This window comes from Calothrix sp. NIES-2100, assembly GCF_963875285.1.
Lineage (GTDB): Bacteria > Cyanobacteriota > Cyanobacteriia > Cyanobacteriales > Nostocaceae > Aulosira.
In genome coordinates, this window is the sequence record NZ_CAWNLA010000001.1 from 2,402,334 (window position 1) to 2,419,651 (window position 17,318).

General features: G+C 41.8%; 16 protein-coding genes. 10 read left to right on the plus strand and 6 right to left on the minus strand.

Annotation, left to right across the window (positions count from 1 at the left end):
* Positions 1-156: 156 nt before the first annotated feature.
* The 3 genes from ppsA to AACU32_RS10360 all read left to right on the plus strand — a co-directional run bounded on the left by ppsA (position 157) and on the right by AACU32_RS10360 (position 4,296).
* The gene (gene ppsA, locus AACU32_RS10350) at positions 157-2,613 is read left to right on the plus strand and encodes a phosphoenolpyruvate synthase (protein ID WP_096599486.1); all 2,457 of its coding nucleotides are present in this window, start codon (positions 157-159) and stop codon (positions 2,611-2,613) included.
* A gap of 101 nt (positions 2,614-2,714) precedes the next feature.
* Positions 2,715-3,233: a universal stress protein gene (locus AACU32_RS10355; RefSeq protein WP_096599487.1), complete on the plus strand. Its 519-nt coding sequence runs from the start codon at positions 2,715-2,717 to the stop codon at positions 3,231-3,233.
* 334 nt (positions 3,234-3,567) lie between these two features.
* Positions 3,568-4,296, plus strand: a complete 729-nt coding sequence (locus AACU32_RS10360) for a hypothetical protein (RefSeq protein WP_096599488.1) — start codon at positions 3,568-3,570, stop codon at positions 4,294-4,296.
* An 80-nt stretch (positions 4,297-4,376) separates the two neighbouring features.
* On the opposite strand, the gene AACU32_RS10365 is transcribed toward AACU32_RS10360, so the two are convergent.
* Positions 4,377-4,775, minus strand: coding sequence for a COG3650 family protein (locus AACU32_RS10365; RefSeq protein WP_096599489.1), 399 nt, complete (start codon positions 4,773-4,775; stop codon positions 4,377-4,379).
* A gap of 74 nt (positions 4,776-4,849) precedes the next feature.
* Here AACU32_RS10365 and AACU32_RS10370 point away from each other — a divergent pair, with 74 nt between their 5' ends.
* Positions 4,850-5,383, plus strand: a complete 534-nt coding sequence (locus AACU32_RS10370) for a DnaJ domain-containing protein (RefSeq protein WP_096607941.1) — start codon at positions 4,850-4,852, stop codon at positions 5,381-5,383.
* Between the two features lie 19 nt (positions 5,384-5,402).
* Positions 5,403-5,675 carry a DUF3143 domain-containing protein gene (locus AACU32_RS10375; RefSeq protein WP_096599490.1) on the plus strand — a complete coding sequence of 91 codons (273 nt, stop codon included), beginning with the start codon at positions 5,403-5,405 and terminating at the stop codon, positions 5,673-5,675.
* A 95-nt stretch (positions 5,676-5,770) separates the two neighbouring features.
* Here AACU32_RS10375 and uppS read toward each other — a convergent pair whose 3' ends face one another.
* The 3 genes from uppS to lysA form a co-directional block, all read right to left on the minus strand.
* Positions 5,771-6,520: a polyprenyl diphosphate synthase gene (gene uppS, locus AACU32_RS10380; RefSeq protein ID WP_096599491.1), complete on the minus strand. Its 750-nt coding sequence runs from the start codon at positions 6,518-6,520 to the stop codon at positions 5,771-5,773.
* Positions 6,517-7,440, minus strand: coding sequence for a diadenylate cyclase CdaA (gene cdaA / locus AACU32_RS10385; RefSeq protein WP_096599492.1), 924 nt, complete (start codon positions 7,438-7,440; stop codon positions 6,517-6,519). The genes uppS and cdaA overlap by 4 nt, the downstream gene beginning before the upstream one ends.
* 287 nt (positions 7,441-7,727) lie before the next feature.
* The gene (gene lysA, locus AACU32_RS10390; protein WP_096599493.1) at positions 7,728-9,131 is read right to left on the minus strand and encodes a diaminopimelate decarboxylase; all 1,404 of its coding nucleotides are present in this window, start codon (positions 9,129-9,131) and stop codon (positions 7,728-7,730) included.
* A 92-nt stretch (positions 9,132-9,223) separates the two neighbouring features.
* On the opposite strand from lysA, the gene rimI reads away from it, so the two are divergent.
* The 5 genes from rimI (at position 9,224) to AACU32_RS10415 (ending at position 15,507) form a co-directional block, all read left to right on the plus strand.
* Complete coding sequence (gene rimI, locus AACU32_RS10395; RefSeq protein ID WP_096599494.1) at positions 9,224-9,775, plus strand: ribosomal protein S18-alanine N-acetyltransferase; 552 nt, start codon at positions 9,224-9,226, stop codon at positions 9,773-9,775.
* A gap of 498 nt (positions 9,776-10,273) precedes the next feature.
* On the plus strand, positions 10,274-12,742 hold the full coding sequence (locus AACU32_RS10400) for an ATP-dependent Clp protease ATP-binding subunit (RefSeq protein ID WP_096599495.1): 2,469 nt from the start codon (positions 10,274-10,276) through the stop codon (positions 12,740-12,742).
* Between the two features lie 310 nt (positions 12,743-13,052).
* Positions 13,053-14,288 carry a restriction endonuclease gene (locus AACU32_RS10405; RefSeq protein WP_096599496.1) on the plus strand — a complete coding sequence of 412 codons (1,236 nt, stop codon included), beginning with the start codon at positions 13,053-13,055 and terminating at the stop codon, positions 14,286-14,288.
* Positions 14,289-14,691: 403 nt separating this feature from the next.
* The gene (locus tag AACU32_RS10410; RefSeq protein ID WP_339377740.1) at positions 14,692-14,868 is read left to right on the plus strand and encodes a hypothetical protein; all 177 of its coding nucleotides are present in this window, start codon (positions 14,692-14,694) and stop codon (positions 14,866-14,868) included.
* A 24-nt stretch (positions 14,869-14,892) separates the two neighbouring features.
* Entirely contained in the window at positions 14,893-15,507 is a 615-nt protein-coding gene (locus tag AACU32_RS10415) for a hypothetical protein (RefSeq protein WP_096599497.1), read from the plus strand.
* Between the two features lie 6 nt (positions 15,508-15,513).
* Here AACU32_RS10415 and fdhD read toward each other — a convergent pair whose 3' ends face one another.
* Complete coding sequence (fdhD, locus tag AACU32_RS10420) at positions 15,514-16,353, minus strand: formate dehydrogenase accessory sulfurtransferase FdhD (RefSeq protein WP_096599498.1); 840 nt, start codon at positions 16,351-16,353, stop codon at positions 15,514-15,516.
* Between the two features lie 42 nt (positions 16,354-16,395).
* Positions 16,396-17,199 carry a Uma2 family endonuclease gene (locus tag AACU32_RS10425; RefSeq protein ID WP_096599499.1) on the minus strand — a complete coding sequence of 268 codons (804 nt, stop codon included), beginning with the start codon at positions 17,197-17,199 and terminating at the stop codon, positions 16,396-16,398.
* Positions 17,200-17,318: the final 119 nt, after the last annotated feature.

The window sequence follows — 17,318 nt, forward strand, 5'->3', positions numbered from 1 at the left end:
ATTTGCTACATCCCGCTCATACCAATTTCGGATTTGAGATTTTGGATTGATGGATTCGGGATGAAAAATCCTGACCATGAGACAGTTCCAGAATTCTCAAACAATACAACCGATCCCAAATTGGTAGGAAGTATCTCTATTCAAGGAATTTAAATCATGCTAGAAATGCTGCACGATCAAGAAGCCGAACGCCAAGTCTCCAGAGAACAGGCTTTAGTGTTACCTTTGGGTGAAGTTGGGATTGCAGATATTCCTTTAGTAGGTGGTAAAAACGCTTCTTTGGGAGAAATGATTCAACAACTGAGGCGCAAAGGGGTGAAAGTTCCGACAGGATTCGCAACCACTGCTTACGCTTATAGATACTTTATTTCTGCGGCTGGTTTAGAAACTAAACTCAGAGAGATTTTCGCAGATTTAAATGTGGAAGATATGAATAATCTACGGCGTTGTGGGAAACAAGCTAGATTGCTCATGCTCCAAACTCCGTTTCCGTTACAATTGCAAGAAGCGATCGCTCAAGCTTACCAAAATCTCTGTGAGCAATATGAGGCTGATACCGATGTCGCTGTCCGTTCTAGTGCTACTGCGGAAGACCTCCCTGACGCTAGCTTTGCAGGACAACAAGAAACTTATTTAAATGTCCACGGGCTGGAAGGTGTATTACAAGCTTGTCACAAATGCTTTGCTTCTATTTTTACCGATCGCGCTATTTCTTATCGACAAATCAAAGGTTTTGACCACTTTAACATTGCTTTATCGGTCGGTGTGCAAAAAATGGTACGTTCTGACCTGGCTTGTTCCGGTGTCATGTTCTCCATTGATACGGAAACAGGTTTTAAAGATGCGGCCTTAATTACTGCTGCTTACGGTTTGGGCGAAAATGTCGTCCAAGGCGCAGTTAACCCAGATGAATATTTAGTATTTAAACCGACATTAAAGCAGGGATATCATCCAATTTTGAAAAAACGCCTTGGTAGCAAAGAAATTAAGATGGTTTATGACCTTGGCGGCTCAAAATTGACCAAGAATGTTTCCGTTGCACCCTCAGAACGTAACGTATATGCGCTTAATGATGAGGAAATTTTACAACTAGCTCACTGGGCTTGCATTATTGAAGAACACTATTCCCAAGTTCGTGGTATTTATACGCCAATGGACATTGAATGGGCAAAAGACGGTATCACTAATGAACTGTTTATTGTCCAAGCACGTCCAGAAACAGTACAGTCCCAAAAGACAGAAAATGTGCTGCGTAGTTATCACCTGGAATTAGGAGAAAACCCCTTACCAAGTCCCCTGGTTACAGGTCGAAGTGTTGGTGAGATGATCGGCAATGGTAAAGTCAGAGTCATCTTAGATGTACATCAAATTAATCAGTTCCAACCAGGAGAGATACTGGTAACAAACCGCACCGACCCCGACTGGGAACCAATTATGAAACGTGCGAGTGCGATCGTCACTAACTCTGGTGGACGCACTTGTCACGCCGCCATTATTGCTAGAGAATTAGGAATTCCCGCGATCGTTGGTTGTGGTAATGCCACTACTGTATTAAAAACTGGGCAAGAAATCACCGTCAGTTGTGCTGAAGGTGAAACAGGTAAAGTTTACCCTGGTTTATTAGCTTACGAAGTTCAAGAATTACCATTAGAAAAATTGCCCCATACCCACACCCAAATTATGATGAATGTGGGCAATCCTGAAGAAGCATTTGGCTTTGCTGCTATTCCTAATAATGGGGTAGGATTAGCACGGATGGAATTTATTATTGCTAACCAAATCAAAGTCCATCCTTTAGCATTAATTCACTTTGATGAGTTAAATGACGAACTTGCTAGATACAAAATTGCTGAATTAACTGGCGAGTATGAAAATAAAGCACAATTCTTTGTGGATAAATTAGCTGAGGGTATTGGAACTATAGCAGCAGCTTTCTATCCCAAACCTGTAATCGTTCGCCTTTCCGATTTCAAGAGTAATGAATACGCCAATCTTTTGGGTGGAAAACAATTTGAACCCAACGAAGAAAACCCAATGATTGGCTGGCGTGGTGCTTCTCGTTACTATGACGATCGCTATCGTGAAGGTTTTGCCCTAGAGTGTCAGGCGATGAAGCAAGTACGAGATGACAAGGGCTTAACCAATGTAATTTTGATGATACCGTTCTGTCGTACCCCAGAAGAAGGTCAACGTGTATTAGCAGAGATGGCAAAACATGGTTTAGTGCGGGGAGAAAACGGTTTGCAAGTCTATGTCATGTGTGAATTACCTAGTAATGTCCTCCTAGCAGATGAGTTTTGTGAGATATTTGATGGCTTTTCCATTGGTTCAAATGACTTAACACAATTAACTCTCGGACTAGATCGAGATTCAGAATTAGTAGCCCATCTATTTGACGAACGCAATCAAGCTGTCAAGCGGATGATTGCTAAAGCAATTCGCACTGTCAAAAAACACGGACGTAAAATCGGGATTTGCGGACAAGCACCCAGCGATTACCCAGAATTTGCCAGATTTCTCGTAGAACAAGGAATTGATTCCATTAGTCTTAACCCTGATTCTGTACTGAAGACACTGCTAGAAATCGCCGTTGCAGAAACAGTTAAGCAGTGAAATGTGAGACTGTTGACTGTTGACTGTTGACTGTTGACTGTTGCCCAATGCCCAATGCCCAATGCCCCATGCCCAATAACTATTGACAAAGGACAAAAACTATGGTTAGAAAAATTTTGGTTGCTGTGAATAACTCGGAAATTGGTCAGCAAGTTTTTGACCAAGCTCTATCTTTAGCAAAAGCAATTAATGCTGAATTAATGATAGTGTATGTGCTTTCGCCATTTGATGAGCGCTACCCAACTCCTCCTGGTATAGCCACAGATGGTATTTATCCACCCTTCACTACTGATGATATTAACTATTATTTGGGACAGTGGGAATCTTTAAAATACGAGGGAATCGAACTGTTAACATTGTTAACTAATAAAGCGATCGCTCAAGGTGTTAACGTTGAAAATACTCAAGAATTTGGCGATCCCGGTCGGATGATTTGTGAAGTTGCTCGTAATTGGCAAGCCGATCTCATTATCCTCGGTCGTCGGGGGTTGAGTGGAATCAAAGAGTTTTTCTTAGGTAGCGTCAGTAATTATGTATTGCATCATGCCCATTGTTCCGTGTTGACGGTGCAAGGGGTAGTTGACGATTCTGCCGCAATTCCTGAAGCAGCGGTAGTATAGTCAGTCTGATTTTACCTGGGTGTCAATAGTCAATAGTCATTGGTCATTGGTCATTGGTCATTGGTCAAGAAATTCTGAACTGTTGACTGTTGACTGTTGACTGTTGACTGTTGACTGTTGACTGCGGTCACTGAGCTTGTCGAAGTGTTGACTGTTGAGAACTTATTGGCGCTGGCGTTTAAGTACCAACGGCTACATACATTCCAAAAATTTGTTAATCTGGAATAGAAAAAATATCCTGTAGGGATAGAATTTCATCCATTGAAATCCTGCGAGGATTAAGTTATTATACCAACGCCCGTTGGTAACCACTGTAACAAATAATGAAGAGTATATGAGCCAAAATTTAGAGATTCAAGAATTTGTCATAGCGATCGCAGTTAAACAGCAGAATCCCACAGTTTTGACAGCCGATTTTCTCAAATATAGTGGCATCGTCCCTAACGAATGGGAACTCGCTCGCCCACCTGTCTTAACGAATGCTGGAGCTCAGGTAGTCTTCCAAAACGGTGTAAGTGTAATTGCAGAAGTCAATAGAGTTGTTTTCTCGGAATTAATCGCTACTAAAGAAGTTAAAGAGGTATCGATTCCGGCGATCGCTCGCAAGTATATTGAAACATTGACTCAAGTCAGCTATCAAGCGATTAGCATTAATTTTCGGGGTTATGTCCTTTTCGACCAAACAAATAATACATCTCGTAACTTCATTTTTGGCAAACTGCTGAAAGCAGGTTCTTGGCAAGAGTTTGGTACATCTCCTGTCCAAGCTGGGCTGCGGTTTATTTACACCCTTAAAGAAACGCAACTATTCTTAGATATTAATGAAGTTGGATTACAATTGCCGGATCAATCCCAGTTACCAGCAATTTTGTTCTCTGCTAATTTTAGCCATCCAGTAGCTCAAGATGATACAAGTCAGCGCTTAGCTAACTTAGTTGAGGTTATTGGCAACTGGCAAAGGGATTTAGATACTTACAAAGAAGTGATTAATACTAAGTTTTTAACGTCAGAGAGCTATCAAGTTAACCTAGCACCAAATGAACCCCTAATTTTTCCGAAGTAAGCAATTTGATTGAGTAGGTGGGATATCGCTCCTTTAGATCCCAGACTTTTTCAAAAAGTCTGGGATCTGGTCATTTTTGGCTATTTCTTCTGGGCACAACCATCCAAAACCACATTACCAAGGATAGCGGTTGCTGAGTAAGAATAATTTTTGTCTGACATACCATCACTACAAGCGCTAACTTGCCTGATAATTAATATATTGTTGCCTGTGCCCTTTAATCGATAAACTCGCACCAAGTTTGCAGGACGACCTGAGGCACTTAAGGGTGTGACATAAGGAAATGTTTGTTTTGGCTTGTCTGGTGAAGAATAGACAATTGCGCGTTTGCTGACAGTAATACTCCAAAATGGTTCTGTACCGCTAGCAATAAATTCCTCGTTATCGGCAGTTTCTGCAACAACAAGATTATTGCTATTCATCAACAACAAGGTCATACCAAGTCCCAGGATCGCAATAAATGAGGTAAAGGTTTTCATAGAAATTGGGGTTTACAATATTAGAAAAACTCGATCGCAAGGTGACTCAATCAGCCGTGAATCATCATGGGGCAATGCCACAAAGCAGTAAACGCACTCATTACACCCTGCTAGGACTGCATCCCTCGGCATCGGTAATCGACATCCGTCGCGCTTATCGAGAACTGAGTAAACGCTATCATCCTGATACTACCGACTTACCTGCTACTGTCGCCACTGCTAAATTTCAGCAACTCAATGAAGCCTATGCTACATTGAGTAACCCAGAACGCAGGTTAAGCTACGATTTGAAAATTGGCTATTCTCGCTTTGGCGTGATTCAAGCACCCGCTGATTTGAACCATCCAGTGGCAAATACCTATGACTGGTCAAAATCAGCTTACCTTGATGCTAGCGATCGCCCCCTCTCATCCGGTGAAATCTTTGCTTTATTTATGTTGGTGTTGACTTTTTTGGGGTGTTTGTTACTCGCGATCGCTATTGGTTTAACGCGCGGTGAAGCTGCTTTCCAAACACAACTTTCATTACCAAATCCCGTCACTCAACAGCAAATTAACCAATTATCCCCATCAGGTAACATTTTGTTAATTAAAAATTATTATTGTTAAGGTTGAATTTTTACTAATTATGGCTTTTATTCCCCCGGATGCACCCCTTTATAACCATACCCTGCCACAAATTGAACAGTGGCTCAAAGACCAGGGCTGTAAACAAGATGACGCTCAATTACATTGTTGGCATGTGCAACGGCCTAATTGGCAAGCTGACCTCTCCCTCGATGTTGAGCAAATTACAGTCCGCTATATCGAAGCGGGAGAAAATAGGCAAGATATTCAACGCTCATTCAAATATTCCCTCAGTCGGGAAGATATTGAACAGGCGGTTTTTTCTGGGCCATAAGCTAGAGAAAGACATGGAGACTGGGAGATGGGGTGACGTGGAGAATATTTCAGTTCTATTCCCCGCGTCGCCACGTCGCTATGTCCTTGTGTCTTTTAAACACTCCCAAACCTCCGCTCCCGTTGCTGGTAGGCAGATAAGGCGCGGTGAAATTCAACACGGTCAAAATCTGGCCAAAGAGTATCGGTGATATAAATTTCTCCATAAGCCATTTGCCAGAGAAGGAAATTTGAGAGGCGCATTTCTCCGCTAGTACGGATTAATAAATCTGGGTCAGAAATACCTGCTGTATAGAGGTGGCGTTCAAATACTGCTTCATCAATTTCATCGGGTTGGAGTAGACCTTGCTGAACTTTCTGCGCGATCGCTCTACAAGCCTGTAAAATCTCTTGTCGTCCACCATAATTTGTGGCGATTGTAAACCGGATGCTGCGATTATCCTTAGTTTCTGCCATTGAACGGGAAATTTCTGCTTGGAGCGATCGCGGTAGGGCATTTAAATTGCCCACAAACTGAATTTGCACATTTTCCTCTACCATTTCCCGCAATTCTTGGCGTAACACTCTTTGGAATAGAGTCATCAAAAAGTCAACTTCTTCCTGGGGTCTTTTCCAATTTTCTGTGGAAAAAGCATAAGCCGTTAACGCCTGAATTCCCCAATCTTTACAACAACGCAGTAAATCCTTGAGCGCATCTACACCAGCTTTATGACCCATAATTCGGGGTAGACCTTGACGTTTAGCCCATCGACCATTGCCATCCATAATCACCGCAACGTGCTGGGGCAATAGTTCTCGTTTTAAGCCAGGGGGCAATTCTTGCAGTTCAGTTTGTTGTGCTGTCATTTTTTGTCTCGAGAAGCGGTCGATGGTAATCTGAATAACCGTGAAACTAGTGCTAGTGCCTTAGTACTAATCTGACGACCCAAACTTAATAAACCAGGAGCCACAGCTTCCCGATCTACTGTTGGGGATAATAGAGCCTCTAGAGTCTCTTTTAGTTTCCTAATCGTCAGCGGTCTATTTAGAATTCCCCGTTCCGCTAAGGAAATAGAACCAGTTTCTTCTGATACAACGACACAAATGCAATTTTCGACACGCTCAGTAATTCCCATCGCTGCCCGATGGCGTGTTCCCAACTGGCGCGAGGCTGTACGTCCCGAAAGTGGTAAAATTATACCCGATGCTATAATCCGTGAGCCACGTATCAAAGTTGCCCCATCGTGCAACAAAGTTTTTGGTTGAAATATTGTTTGGATTAATTCTTTAGTCACCTCAGCATTCAGCCTTACTCCTGGTACAGAAAAATCTCGCTCGTCAATTGGACCTTTTGTTTCCAAAATTAATAAAGCTCCAATCCGATTTTTTGACAGTTCTTTGACAGCCTCAACAATTTCATCAATTACACTATCGGATTTAGGTACTGCCAGACTGGATGGTTGAAATAACTGACGGAATTCGCCACGGCCTAATTGTTCTAAAAATCGCCGAAATTCTGACTGGAGAGCAACTGCCATCGCCACTGCGCAGCCAATCACTAACTTTTCTAGTACGAAATTTAACAGTAGTAGCCCCAACCTGTTACTGAGTGCTGAGGCTAACATTAAAATAATAAATCCCCGTACCATCCAGAGTGTACGGCGCTCACTAATAATAACCAGTATCATATATGTCAGCGCCAACACGAATACGATATCCAGAGTCCAAAGCAGCAAGGACTGCGACCATCCCGGGTTTGTCAGCCATTGCTTCCACAAATATCTCATGACATCTGGATTACTATTTTGCCTCTAAATACAGTGAATTAATTGTCAAGAGTCAAGAGTCAATAGTCAATAGTCAATAGTGAACATTTATTAACTCTCGACTTTTGACTAAAGAAATGTGAAGTTTAAAGGATGAATGATGAAGTAAAAACTTGGTATATGCTGATTTGGGGTTTCCCCAACTAGCGGAGTCAACCGCTTGCCGAAAAAATCAGTCTTTTTGTACATTTATTCCCCATCCCTTTATAGGTGGGGTAATTTCATACTTCATCCTTCATCCTTCATCCTTATTTCTTAAGTCTTTCTGGTAGGCAATCTTGTCGAATCAAGTCTTGATACGTTTCGCGCTGCAAAATCAAATTTGCTTCGCCGTTTGCCACTACAACTGCTGCCGGTCGGGACAAGCGATTATAGTTAGATGCCATACTGTAATTGTAAGCACCTGTTCCCATTACTACGAGAATATCCCCTGGTTCAGTTTTTGGTAGTTGGGCATTTTTAATCAAAATATCCCCGGATTCACAATGCTTACCAGCTATTGTGACAGTTTCTGTTAAGGGAGCAGACATTTTATTGGCTACTACAGCTCGGTATTGTGACTGGTAAGTAATTGGGCGGGGATTATCTGACATTCCGCCATCAACTGCCACATAGGTACGAATTTCGGGAACAACTTTGGTTGAACCAATAGTGTAAGCCGTGACGCAAGCTGTGGCAATTAGCGATCGCCCTGGTTCACATAATAACTTAGGTAAGGGTAGATTTGCTTCGATGCAGGCTGCTTGCACTACTTCACAAATTGCTTTTACCCATTCGTCGATACTGGGAGGATCATCCGATTCTACATACCGAATACCTAAACCACCACCGACATTCAATTGAGTAACATTTAAACCATACTTGGCCGCATCTTGCAACCATTGCACCATCACCTGAGCTAAATCCTGATGGGGTTGGCGCTCAAAAATTTGCGAACCAATATGAGCGTGTAAACCTACACAGTTCAAAGCCGATTGCTGACTGACAAAGGTAAAAACTTCATCTAAATCGTTGGGATCGAAGCCAAATTTACTGTCTAAGTGCCCTGTGCGAATATATTCGTGGGTATGACATTCTATACCTGGTGTTAATCGCAACATAATGGGAATCGACTGAGGGTCAGAATTTTCTGCTGACTCCTGTGCTATTTCCACCAAGGTCTTTAACTCATACCAGTTATCCACCACAATGGTGACACCAGAGGCGATCGCTAAATTTAGCTCTGAGCGAGATTTATTATTACCGTGGAGGTAGATTTTTTCTGGGTTAACACCAGCGCTCAGGGCGGTGTACAGTTCCCCCCCAGAGACGACATCGATTCCTAAACCTTCCGAGGCAACGATCGCGCAAACTGCCAAACAATTCCACGCTTTAGAAGCATAAAGTACTTGAGATTCCCCTTGATAGTATTGCTTGCAAGCATCCCGGTATTGCTGACAAGCCAAACGTAGGGTTTCTTCATCTAAAATATAAAGAGGCGAACCAAACTGCTGCACTAGGGTTGTGATATCACACCCACCAATTTCCAAGCAGCCATGACTATTTACTCTAGCCGTCAAGGGAAGGAGTTCTTGATTGGGCGAAGTGTTACGCCTTGGAGGTAAATACTGACTACCAGCATGTTGAACCCCAATAGGGTGAGTCGATACCATAACTATAAGAGTTGTCCTTGTTCAATTTATGGGCGTGAGTGAGTCTCCCGATTCCCAGTTTACAAAGGGTTTGTAATCTTATTCAAATAAATGTGATCTCATTAGACTTAAAACTTCAACCACTGACATCAGATGATCTGAGTGCAGTGCTAGAACTGGATAAAGCCTGTTTTGGTGGTCTTTGGACATTAGAGGGCTACCAACGAGAGTTGGATAGTCCTAACAGTGATTTACTTGGTTTATTTTCCCCAGTCTCTAGCTTGAATTTGCTAGGTATGGGTTGTTTTTGGTCAATTTTAGAAGAAGCCCACATCACAATTTTGGCAGTACATCCCCAATATCACTGTCAAGGTTTGGGACAAGCTTTACTCTATTCCCTCCTGAAGACAGCTAGCGATCGCGGTTTGGAGCGAGCTACCCTCGAAGTTAGGGCTTCCAACTTAGCGGCTATATCTTTATATCAAAAATTTGGCTTCAAAACAGCTGGGCTTCGGCGGCGTTACTATCAGGATAATGGCGAAGACGCTTTAATTCTTTGGCTTGGCGATCTCCAATACCCCCAATTTCAAACAACTTTGCACCAATGGCAGACTATGGTGAGCCATCGCCTCTCTAAATCCTCTTGGCAATTTCTATTTTCGTAAAATGGGCATTGGGCATTGGGCATTGGGAAGAGACGGGGGATATGACGAAATGCGGAAGAAAACTCCTCAAACTCCCTTATCTCCTCATCCCCCTAGCCCCTTGACAGTTGACTTTTTACCCTCTTCATGAAAAAAATATATTTCCTTTAAAGAATTTTTATGAGTATTAGTTATAGTTTTTAAAATTTTTATTAAAAAAATAAATAAAATTTTGATAATTCTTGACTTAGATAAAAATATATGTTAAGTATAAATGTTTGGAAGTGGTGATAAAACAAAGACTTCCAGTGTTTTTTTGTGGGCAATCATAGCTAAAAACCCTGGTCATCTTGTTCTCCTCAGTACAACAACCACACAAAAGTAATAAATATTCAGGAATTACGCCATCAACTTGGGTGATACTTCTAGGATGTCTTGATTTTTTGATACAGATATCCTAAACCTTAGCCTGTGCTAAAATCAGCGTACCGGCACGACGCAGGTGATGGGAAAAATGCCATGTTTGAACGCTTCACAGAAAAAGCTATTAAGGTAATCATGCTGGCCCAAGAAGAGGCCCGCCGCTTAGGCCACAATTTCGTCGGCACTGAGCAGATCCTCTTGGGTCTGATTGGTGAAGGGACGGGAGTTGCAGCCAAAGTGTTGAAATCAATGGGTGTCAATCTCAAAGATGCCCGAATTGAGGTAGAAAAAATCATAGGCCGGGGTTCTGGCTTTGTCGCGGTGGAAATACCTTTTACGCCACGGGCAAAGCGGGTTCTAGAACTATCCTTAGAAGAAGCGCGCCAATTAGGCCATAACTACATTGGCACCGAGCATCTCCTGTTGGGCCTGATCCGGGAAGGGGAAGGTGTAGCAGCTAGGGTGCTAGAAAATCTAGGCGTAGATCTATCTAAGGTAAGAACCCAAGTTATCCGGATGTTGGGAGAAACGGCGGAAGTATCACCCGGTGGCTCCTCCAGCCGCACCAAAACCCCAACTTTGGATGAATTTGGCTCGAACCTGACCCAAATGGCAACGGACAACAAACTCGATCCAGTGGTGGGACGCGCCAAAGAAATCGAGCGAGTTATCCAGATTTTGGGACGCCGGACAAAAAATAACCCAGTGCTGATCGGCGAACCAGGGGTTGGTAAAACAGCGATCGCCGAAGGTTTAGCGAGCCGCATTGCCAACAAAGATGTCCCCGACATCCTGGAAGATAAGCGCGTAGTCACTCTGGATATCGGCTTGCTGGTAGCAGGAACCAAGTACCGGGGTGAATTTGAAGAACGTCTGAAGAAAATCATGGATGAAATCCGCTCTGCGGGTAACGTGATTCTCGTAATTGACGAAGTCCACACCCTAATTGGTGCAGGTGCGGCGGAAGGCGCAATCGACGCGGCGAACATCCTCAAGCCAGCTTTGGCTAGAGGTGAACTGCAATGTATTGGCGCGACAACCCTGGATGAATACCGCAAGCACATCGAGCGAGATGCAGCCCTAGAAAGACGTTTCCAACCAGTAATGGTGGGAGAACCCTCAGTTGATGAAACAATTGAGATTTTGTATGGTCTGCGCGATCGCTACGAGCAACACCACAAGCTGAAAATATCCGATGAAGCTTTAGTGGCTGCGGCTAAATTATCTGATCGTTATATTAGCGATCGCTACCTCCCAGATAAAGCCATCGACTTGATCGATGAAGCAGGTTCGAGAGTTCGGTTGATTAACTCCCAACTACCACCAGCAGCCAAAGAGTTAGACAAAGAACTGCGACAAATCTTAAAAGAAAAAGATGATGCAGTTCGCTCCCAAGACTTCGACCGAGCTGGGGAATTGCGCGATCGCGAAATGGAAATCAAAGCCGAAATCCGCGCCATTGCTCAAAGCAAGACCAATGGCTCTGGTAACGAAGGTCTAGAACCCGTCGTTACAGAAGAGGATATCGCCCACATCGTCGCCTCCTGGACTGGCGTTCCGGTGAACAAACTCACCGAATCCGAATCCGAGAAGCTGTTGCACATGGAAGACACCTTACATCAGCGTCTCATTGGACAAGAAGATGCTGTCAAGGCCGTTTCCCGAGCAATTCGCCGCGCTCGTGTCGGTTTGAAGAATCCCAATCGACCTATCGCCAGCTTTGTCTTCTCAGGCCCCACTGGTGTTGGTAAAACCGAATTGGCTAAATCCTTGGCTTCTTACTTCTTCGGTTCCGAAGAAGCAATGATTAGGCTCGATATGTCCGAATATATGGAGCGTCACACCGTCAGCAAACTGATCGGTTCACCTCCAGGTTACGTTGGCTATAACGAAGGCGGTCAGCTAACCGAAGCAGTGAGACGTAGACCTTACACCGTGGTGCTATTCGACGAAATCGAAAAAGCTCACCCCGATGTCTTCAACATGCTGCTGCAAATTTTAGAAGACGGTCGCTTAACCGATGCTAAAGGTCGCACCGTTGACTTTAAGAACACCTTGCTGATTTTGACATCTAACATCGGTTCCAAGGTAATTGAAAAAGGTGGTGGCGGTATCGGCTTCGAGTTTGCTGATGATGCTAGCGAATCGCAATACAACCGCATTCGCTCCTTAGTGAACGAAGAACTGAAGCAATACTTCCGTCCAGAATTCCTCAACCGTCTAGATGAAATTATCGTCTTCCGTCAGTTGAGCAAGGCCGAAGTTACCGAAATCGCCGATATCATGCTCAAAGAAGTATTTGGTCGCCTGACCGAAAAAGGTATCACCTTAGAAGTCACCGACCGCTTCAAAGACCGCCTGATCACAGAAGGCTACAGCCCCAGCTACGGCGCAAGGCCATTGCGTCGAGCAATTATGCGCTTGTTAGAAGATAGCTTGGCTGAAGAGATTCTCTCTGGTCGCATCAAAGATGGCGATACAGCGCTTGTTGACGTTGATGAAAACGGTAACGTTCAAGTCAGTTCGGAACAGCGCCGGGAATTGTTATCTCAAGGCGTTGAGTAAGATTTAAAACTTCAGATTTGGGGTTAAATCTCAAATTTAAAAATTCAAGCGGTAGAGTATTCATTGCTCTACCGTTTTTTGTTAACAACAAAACTTCTTCAGCTTTGTATTGGACAAAATCCTTCGATTAATGAACGGGTGCTGGCTCATTTTGATAATCTTAGTGCAAAATATACAATTTAAATACGTACATAGATATGGTAGCGTATTTGATAAAGCTATCCCCTGTGTTAGATTGATCAGATAAGCACTAAATAATTTTGAGCCAATAAGGCCTTTACTAAATGTAGAAACCTATTTTCATTTTTATATGAGTCAATTAGATAAAGCTCTACGTCAATTTGAAGCTGTTGAGGCGAATTTAGTTAAGCTGGAAAATTTATGGAATTTGTTACACAAGAATATACCTGTTGGTATTGTATTTGGGACAAATAATATTTATGAAGATGCTTGTCGTTCATATGAGCATATACTCACAGTTCTACCATTTATTGATGGTTGGAAACCAATAGCATTACCTTGTACTCTTGATGAGATTGCCCAAGGGCGTCTTGATGCACATGAAGTTGGAGTCCTAGAAATTGAACTTGAACTAGAGCGTAAAATTGAACAGCCTGGTAAAGAACTACGGGAGTATAGATTCCGTTTTAATCAGAAACGGCGTAAGGTTATTCAAAACTTAGTGCTACAAACTTCTAATGAAATAGATCAACTACTAGATAGGCTGCAAAAAATTTATCCTATCGACTATGAAGATGAAGTTGACTATGAAAATGAAGAATATATTAATAAATTACAAGAGATAAAAAAGAAAAAAATTGAAGATAGTGATTGGCAGACACTCGGCAATAAGATAAAGCAAATAGATGTATTACTGGGTAGCAGTGTACCTAGGCCTCCAAGGTGGAGTGATATGCTACGTCATATCTCCTATGCACAAATTAATGATTTGAGAGATATTGTCCGGTTTGATTGGCCAAGTGTTAAGAAAGGAATTAAAGCATCACTATACGCTACGAATGAACCAATTCCAATTGAGATTAATGATTTAGCTGAACTTGTTGTATCAAATTCTTCAGGTTCTATTATTACTAAGTTAAATTGGGAAAAGCTTTCTGGTGAAAACTTTGAACGTTTGATATTTAATTTAGTAACTTCGGAACAAAGCCATGAGAATCCGGAATGGTTTATGCACACTAACGCCCCCGATCGTGGTCGGGATCTGTCTGTTTATCGAGTTTATAGAGATAGATTGAGTGGCGTAATCCGTAGGCGCGTTATTATTCAGTGCAAACATTGGCTTACTAAAAGTATTTCTTTACCAGATCTGAGTGCAGTAAAAGATCAGGTAAAACTTTGGGAACCACCAAGAGTAGATATTTTAGTAATTGCTACAACAGGGCGCTTTACCGCTGATGCTATTAGCTACGTTGAGAAACACAATCAATCAGATTCCGCTATGACGATTGAGTTGTGGCCAGAGAGCCATCTTGAGACTGTCCTAGCTTCAAATCCTGCTTTAGTTGCGGAATTTGGTTTACGATAGTATCCCTTTAAGTCATCAAGTTCAACGCAGGATGTGCAAGATATTTATTGGTAAGTTGGGTTGAGTAAAATAGGTAGGATTCCAAATTGAAAGATGTAGTATTAGTTGACATTTCTGGTATTGTCTGATGATAAGGATTTTAATCAAAAATCAAAAATATGTATAAAATTAGTCTTTTACCTATGTCCAAAGAACCTTAAACTAGACTTCTGCGATTCATATTTGCTATAAAGTAGCTGCTTGGAGTTTGAAAAAAATCCTAGCGATCGCACATAATTTTGCCTTGAGATACAATCAACCGTAGGGGCGGGGTTTCCCCGCCCTTGACGACCATATATAATACCCAATCATGGATTTGATCGGTATCAGCAAATATAGTGAATTGATAGAACTATCAAAATCTATGACTCAAACAGAAAAGACGCAGAAAGAAACAAACATCAGCCGTCGTGAATTGATGAAATTGCCATTAGAAGAACGACGACGGATATTAGCAGAACAAGCTGAGTTAATGTTACCTCACTACCAACAAGATAAAGAATGGCAAGAATTAGATACAGGAGAATTTGTTGATTATTAATAGATAAATTAATCAAACAGCTATATGTCAATGTACAAAAGTATTCTTTGGTTTAACAGTTTAGGTTTATTTGCAATCATTATTCTCATACTTGCTACTAAAGCATTTGATATATCAGCAGGGGGATTATTTTTACCCCCTCCGGCTCCAGAATATCCTAGCGCCGGGTTATTAACACATACTTTTCAAATATTATGTTGTGTACCGCCGTTAGTTTGCGCTTTTAGTTTTGCTTTACTGAAAAAAATCAACCCTGGGGGTAAAAACAATAAATTTATTCTTTTTTCGGCATTATTAACAGCAGGCTTTTTAATCAATGAAATTTATCGAATTCACGTTATTGGTACACAAATTGGTATTCCTAAGTTAGTAACTATCTTCATTTATACTACTATTGGCATTTCCTACGGATTGACTTTTAGAAGGCAATTTAAATCAACACCATACATCATACTCTTAACTGGCTTAGGCTTATTATTGATTGCTGTTACAGTAGATTCACTACGCTTGAGTGGTAATGGAACTCCTAGCCTTTTAGAGGGTATACCTAAGTTGTTGAGTGGGTTGAATGTGGCGCTTTATTTTTGGTTTGTCTGTTATGATGAGGTTCTCAATTCACTTCATTATTATAAGAATTAATAATTTTCAACCAGCCTTGATCCTTTCCCAACCTGTATATATATTGAAACGTTCTCCCCGCAGAAATCCAATTAAAGTAATCCCGAATTCTTTAGCTACAGAAACAGCTAAACTGCTGGGAGCCGAAACAGAACAAACAATCGGTACTCCCGCAACTGTGGATTTTTGCAAAATCTCAAAGCTAGAGCGTCCACTAACCATGACAATATGATTATTTAACGGTAATTCGTCACTCAGCAAGGCTGAACCAATCAATTTATCTAAAGCATTATGACGACCAATATCTTCGTGTAAATTTAAAAGTTCTCCTTGCGCATTAAATACAGCCGCAGCGTGTAAACCTCCTGTAGCAGTGAAGATACCTTGAGCAGCCCTAAGTTTTTCTGGTAGGCTGTAGATAATTTCAGGTGTAACTATAGGCCCCTGGGGAATGACTGGACAATTCCGCAAATGCAAAGCCTCAAGGCTAGCTTTACCGCATACTCCACAAGCACTATTAGTATAAAAGTGACGTTCTAACGGTTGTAAATCTGGAATTAACTCTTCTCGAAGTTCTACATTTACTATGTTATAACGCTGCTCTCCATCTACAGATTCATCCACGCAATAACTCATGCGTTGAATATCTTTTTTAGAATTAATGACTCCTTCACCGTAGAGAAAACCAGCAGCTAATTCAAAATCTGCTCCTGGTGTTCGCATGGTAACAGCTATTGTGCGATTCTGCGAAACTAGGCGAATCTCTAAAGGTTCTTCTGTGGTGAGATGATCAAAGCGGGTACGCATTTTGCCATTTTCTACCACGCGAATAGTAGCTTTTGTTTTGCTTCCCAAAGGCTTTGTCATTAGTGAGATTTATTGTGTTTTGCTTTCACTTTTATGCCATTTTTATAAAGTCTCTGGGTCAATACCTAATTCTCGCAGTTTTGTAGCTAGGCGTTCAGCACGTTGTTTTTCTTGTTCAGCTAGTTGCTGTTGTTGTTGTGCGCGTTGCTTTTCTTGTTCAGCACGTTGCTTTTCTTGTTCAGCACGTTGTTTTTCTTGTTCAGCACGTTGTTTTTCTTGTTCAGCTAGTTGCTGTTGTTGTTGTGCAAATTCTTCTGGGGTGGGAATTACCTGTCCTTCGGCGGTAAAATAGCGCAATTTACTTTCATGGATACCTAAATATAAACTTAGCTGTTGACTCCATAATAAACCTTGGGGATTTGGTTCTATAGGTTGATATGTTCCACCTACCAAAATAAATCCAGCAAATTCTAAATTCTTGGGGTCAAACCAAAAGTATTCGGGAGTGCGAAAGATATCTTGATAAATTTGTTTTTTTAAACCTTTGTCAACTGATGCAGTGCTAGGAGAAAGTAATTCAATAATTAAATTGGGATATTTACCGTCTTCTTCCCAAACAATCCAACTATCACGAGTGCGGTTTTCTGTGTTGCGGACGATAAAAAAATCGGGGCCGCGAAAATCTTCTGACCTGCGCTGACGTTGGCTGTAATAAATAGTAATATTGCCAGCAGCAAAAAAATCATCAATATGTAGATAGTCTCGCCACCACCATTCTAAGCATTTTAATAACAGCAACATTTGCTGTAAATGTAGATATGTTTCCAAAGGCGGTTCGTCACTCAATAAATCACTGTTTGGAAATATAACATTTTCTGGTGTTGGTATATCTTTGGCGACGGACATGGTTTTTTTGTTGGCTGATTTAAGTTTATCGGGAAAGGCAGCACTTCGGCTCCGCTCAGTGAACAAATGCTAGAAGGGACAAGGGAAGGGAGACAAATGACTAATGACTAATGACTAAT

What these genes read in the sequence shown, in the direction of transcription:
- AACU32_RS10425 (WP_096599499.1), bottom strand. Translation starts at nt 17,199, where the DNA reads ATGTCCGTCGCCAAAGATATACCAACACCAGAAAATGTTATATTTCCA.
- fdhD (WP_096599498.1), bottom strand. Translation starts at nt 16,353, where the DNA reads ATGACAAAGCCTTTGGGAAGCAAAACAAAAGCTACTATTCGCGTGGTA.
- AACU32_RS10410 (WP_339377740.1), top strand. Translation starts at nt 14,692, where the DNA reads ATGACTCAAACAGAAAAGACGCAGAAAGAAACAAACATCAGCCGTCGT.
- AACU32_RS10355 (WP_096599487.1), top strand. Translation starts at nt 2,715, where the DNA reads ATGGTTAGAAAAATTTTGGTTGCTGTGAATAACTCGGAAATTGGTCAG.
- AACU32_RS10375 (WP_096599490.1), top strand. Translation starts at nt 5,403, where the DNA reads ATGGCTTTTATTCCCCCGGATGCACCCCTTTATAACCATACCCTGCCA.
- AACU32_RS10370 (WP_096607941.1), top strand. Translation starts at nt 4,850, where the DNA reads ATGCCACAAAGCAGTAAACGCACTCATTACACCCTGCTAGGACTGCAT.
- uppS (WP_096599491.1), bottom strand. Translation starts at nt 6,520, where the DNA reads ATGACAGCACAACAAACTGAACTGCAAGAATTGCCCCCTGGCTTAAAA.
- AACU32_RS10365 (WP_096599489.1), bottom strand. Translation starts at nt 4,775, where the DNA reads ATGAAAACCTTTACCTCATTTATTGCGATCCTGGGACTTGGTATGACC.
- AACU32_RS10400 (WP_096599495.1), top strand. Translation starts at nt 10,274, where the DNA reads ATGTTTGAACGCTTCACAGAAAAAGCTATTAAGGTAATCATGCTGGCC.
- AACU32_RS10415 (WP_096599497.1), top strand. Translation starts at nt 14,893, where the DNA reads ATGTCAATGTACAAAAGTATTCTTTGGTTTAACAGTTTAGGTTTATTT.
- AACU32_RS10405 (WP_096599496.1), top strand. Translation starts at nt 13,053, where the DNA reads ATGAGTCAATTAGATAAAGCTCTACGTCAATTTGAAGCTGTTGAGGCG.
- AACU32_RS10360 (WP_096599488.1), top strand. Translation starts at nt 3,568, where the DNA reads ATGAGCCAAAATTTAGAGATTCAAGAATTTGTCATAGCGATCGCAGTT.
- lysA (WP_096599493.1), bottom strand. Translation starts at nt 9,131, where the DNA reads ATGGTATCGACTCACCCTATTGGGGTTCAACATGCTGGTAGTCAGTAT.
- ppsA (WP_096599486.1), top strand. Translation starts at nt 157, where the DNA reads ATGCTAGAAATGCTGCACGATCAAGAAGCCGAACGCCAAGTCTCCAGA.
- cdaA (WP_096599492.1), bottom strand. Translation starts at nt 7,440, where the DNA reads ATGAGATATTTGTGGAAGCAATGGCTGACAAACCCGGGATGGTCGCAG.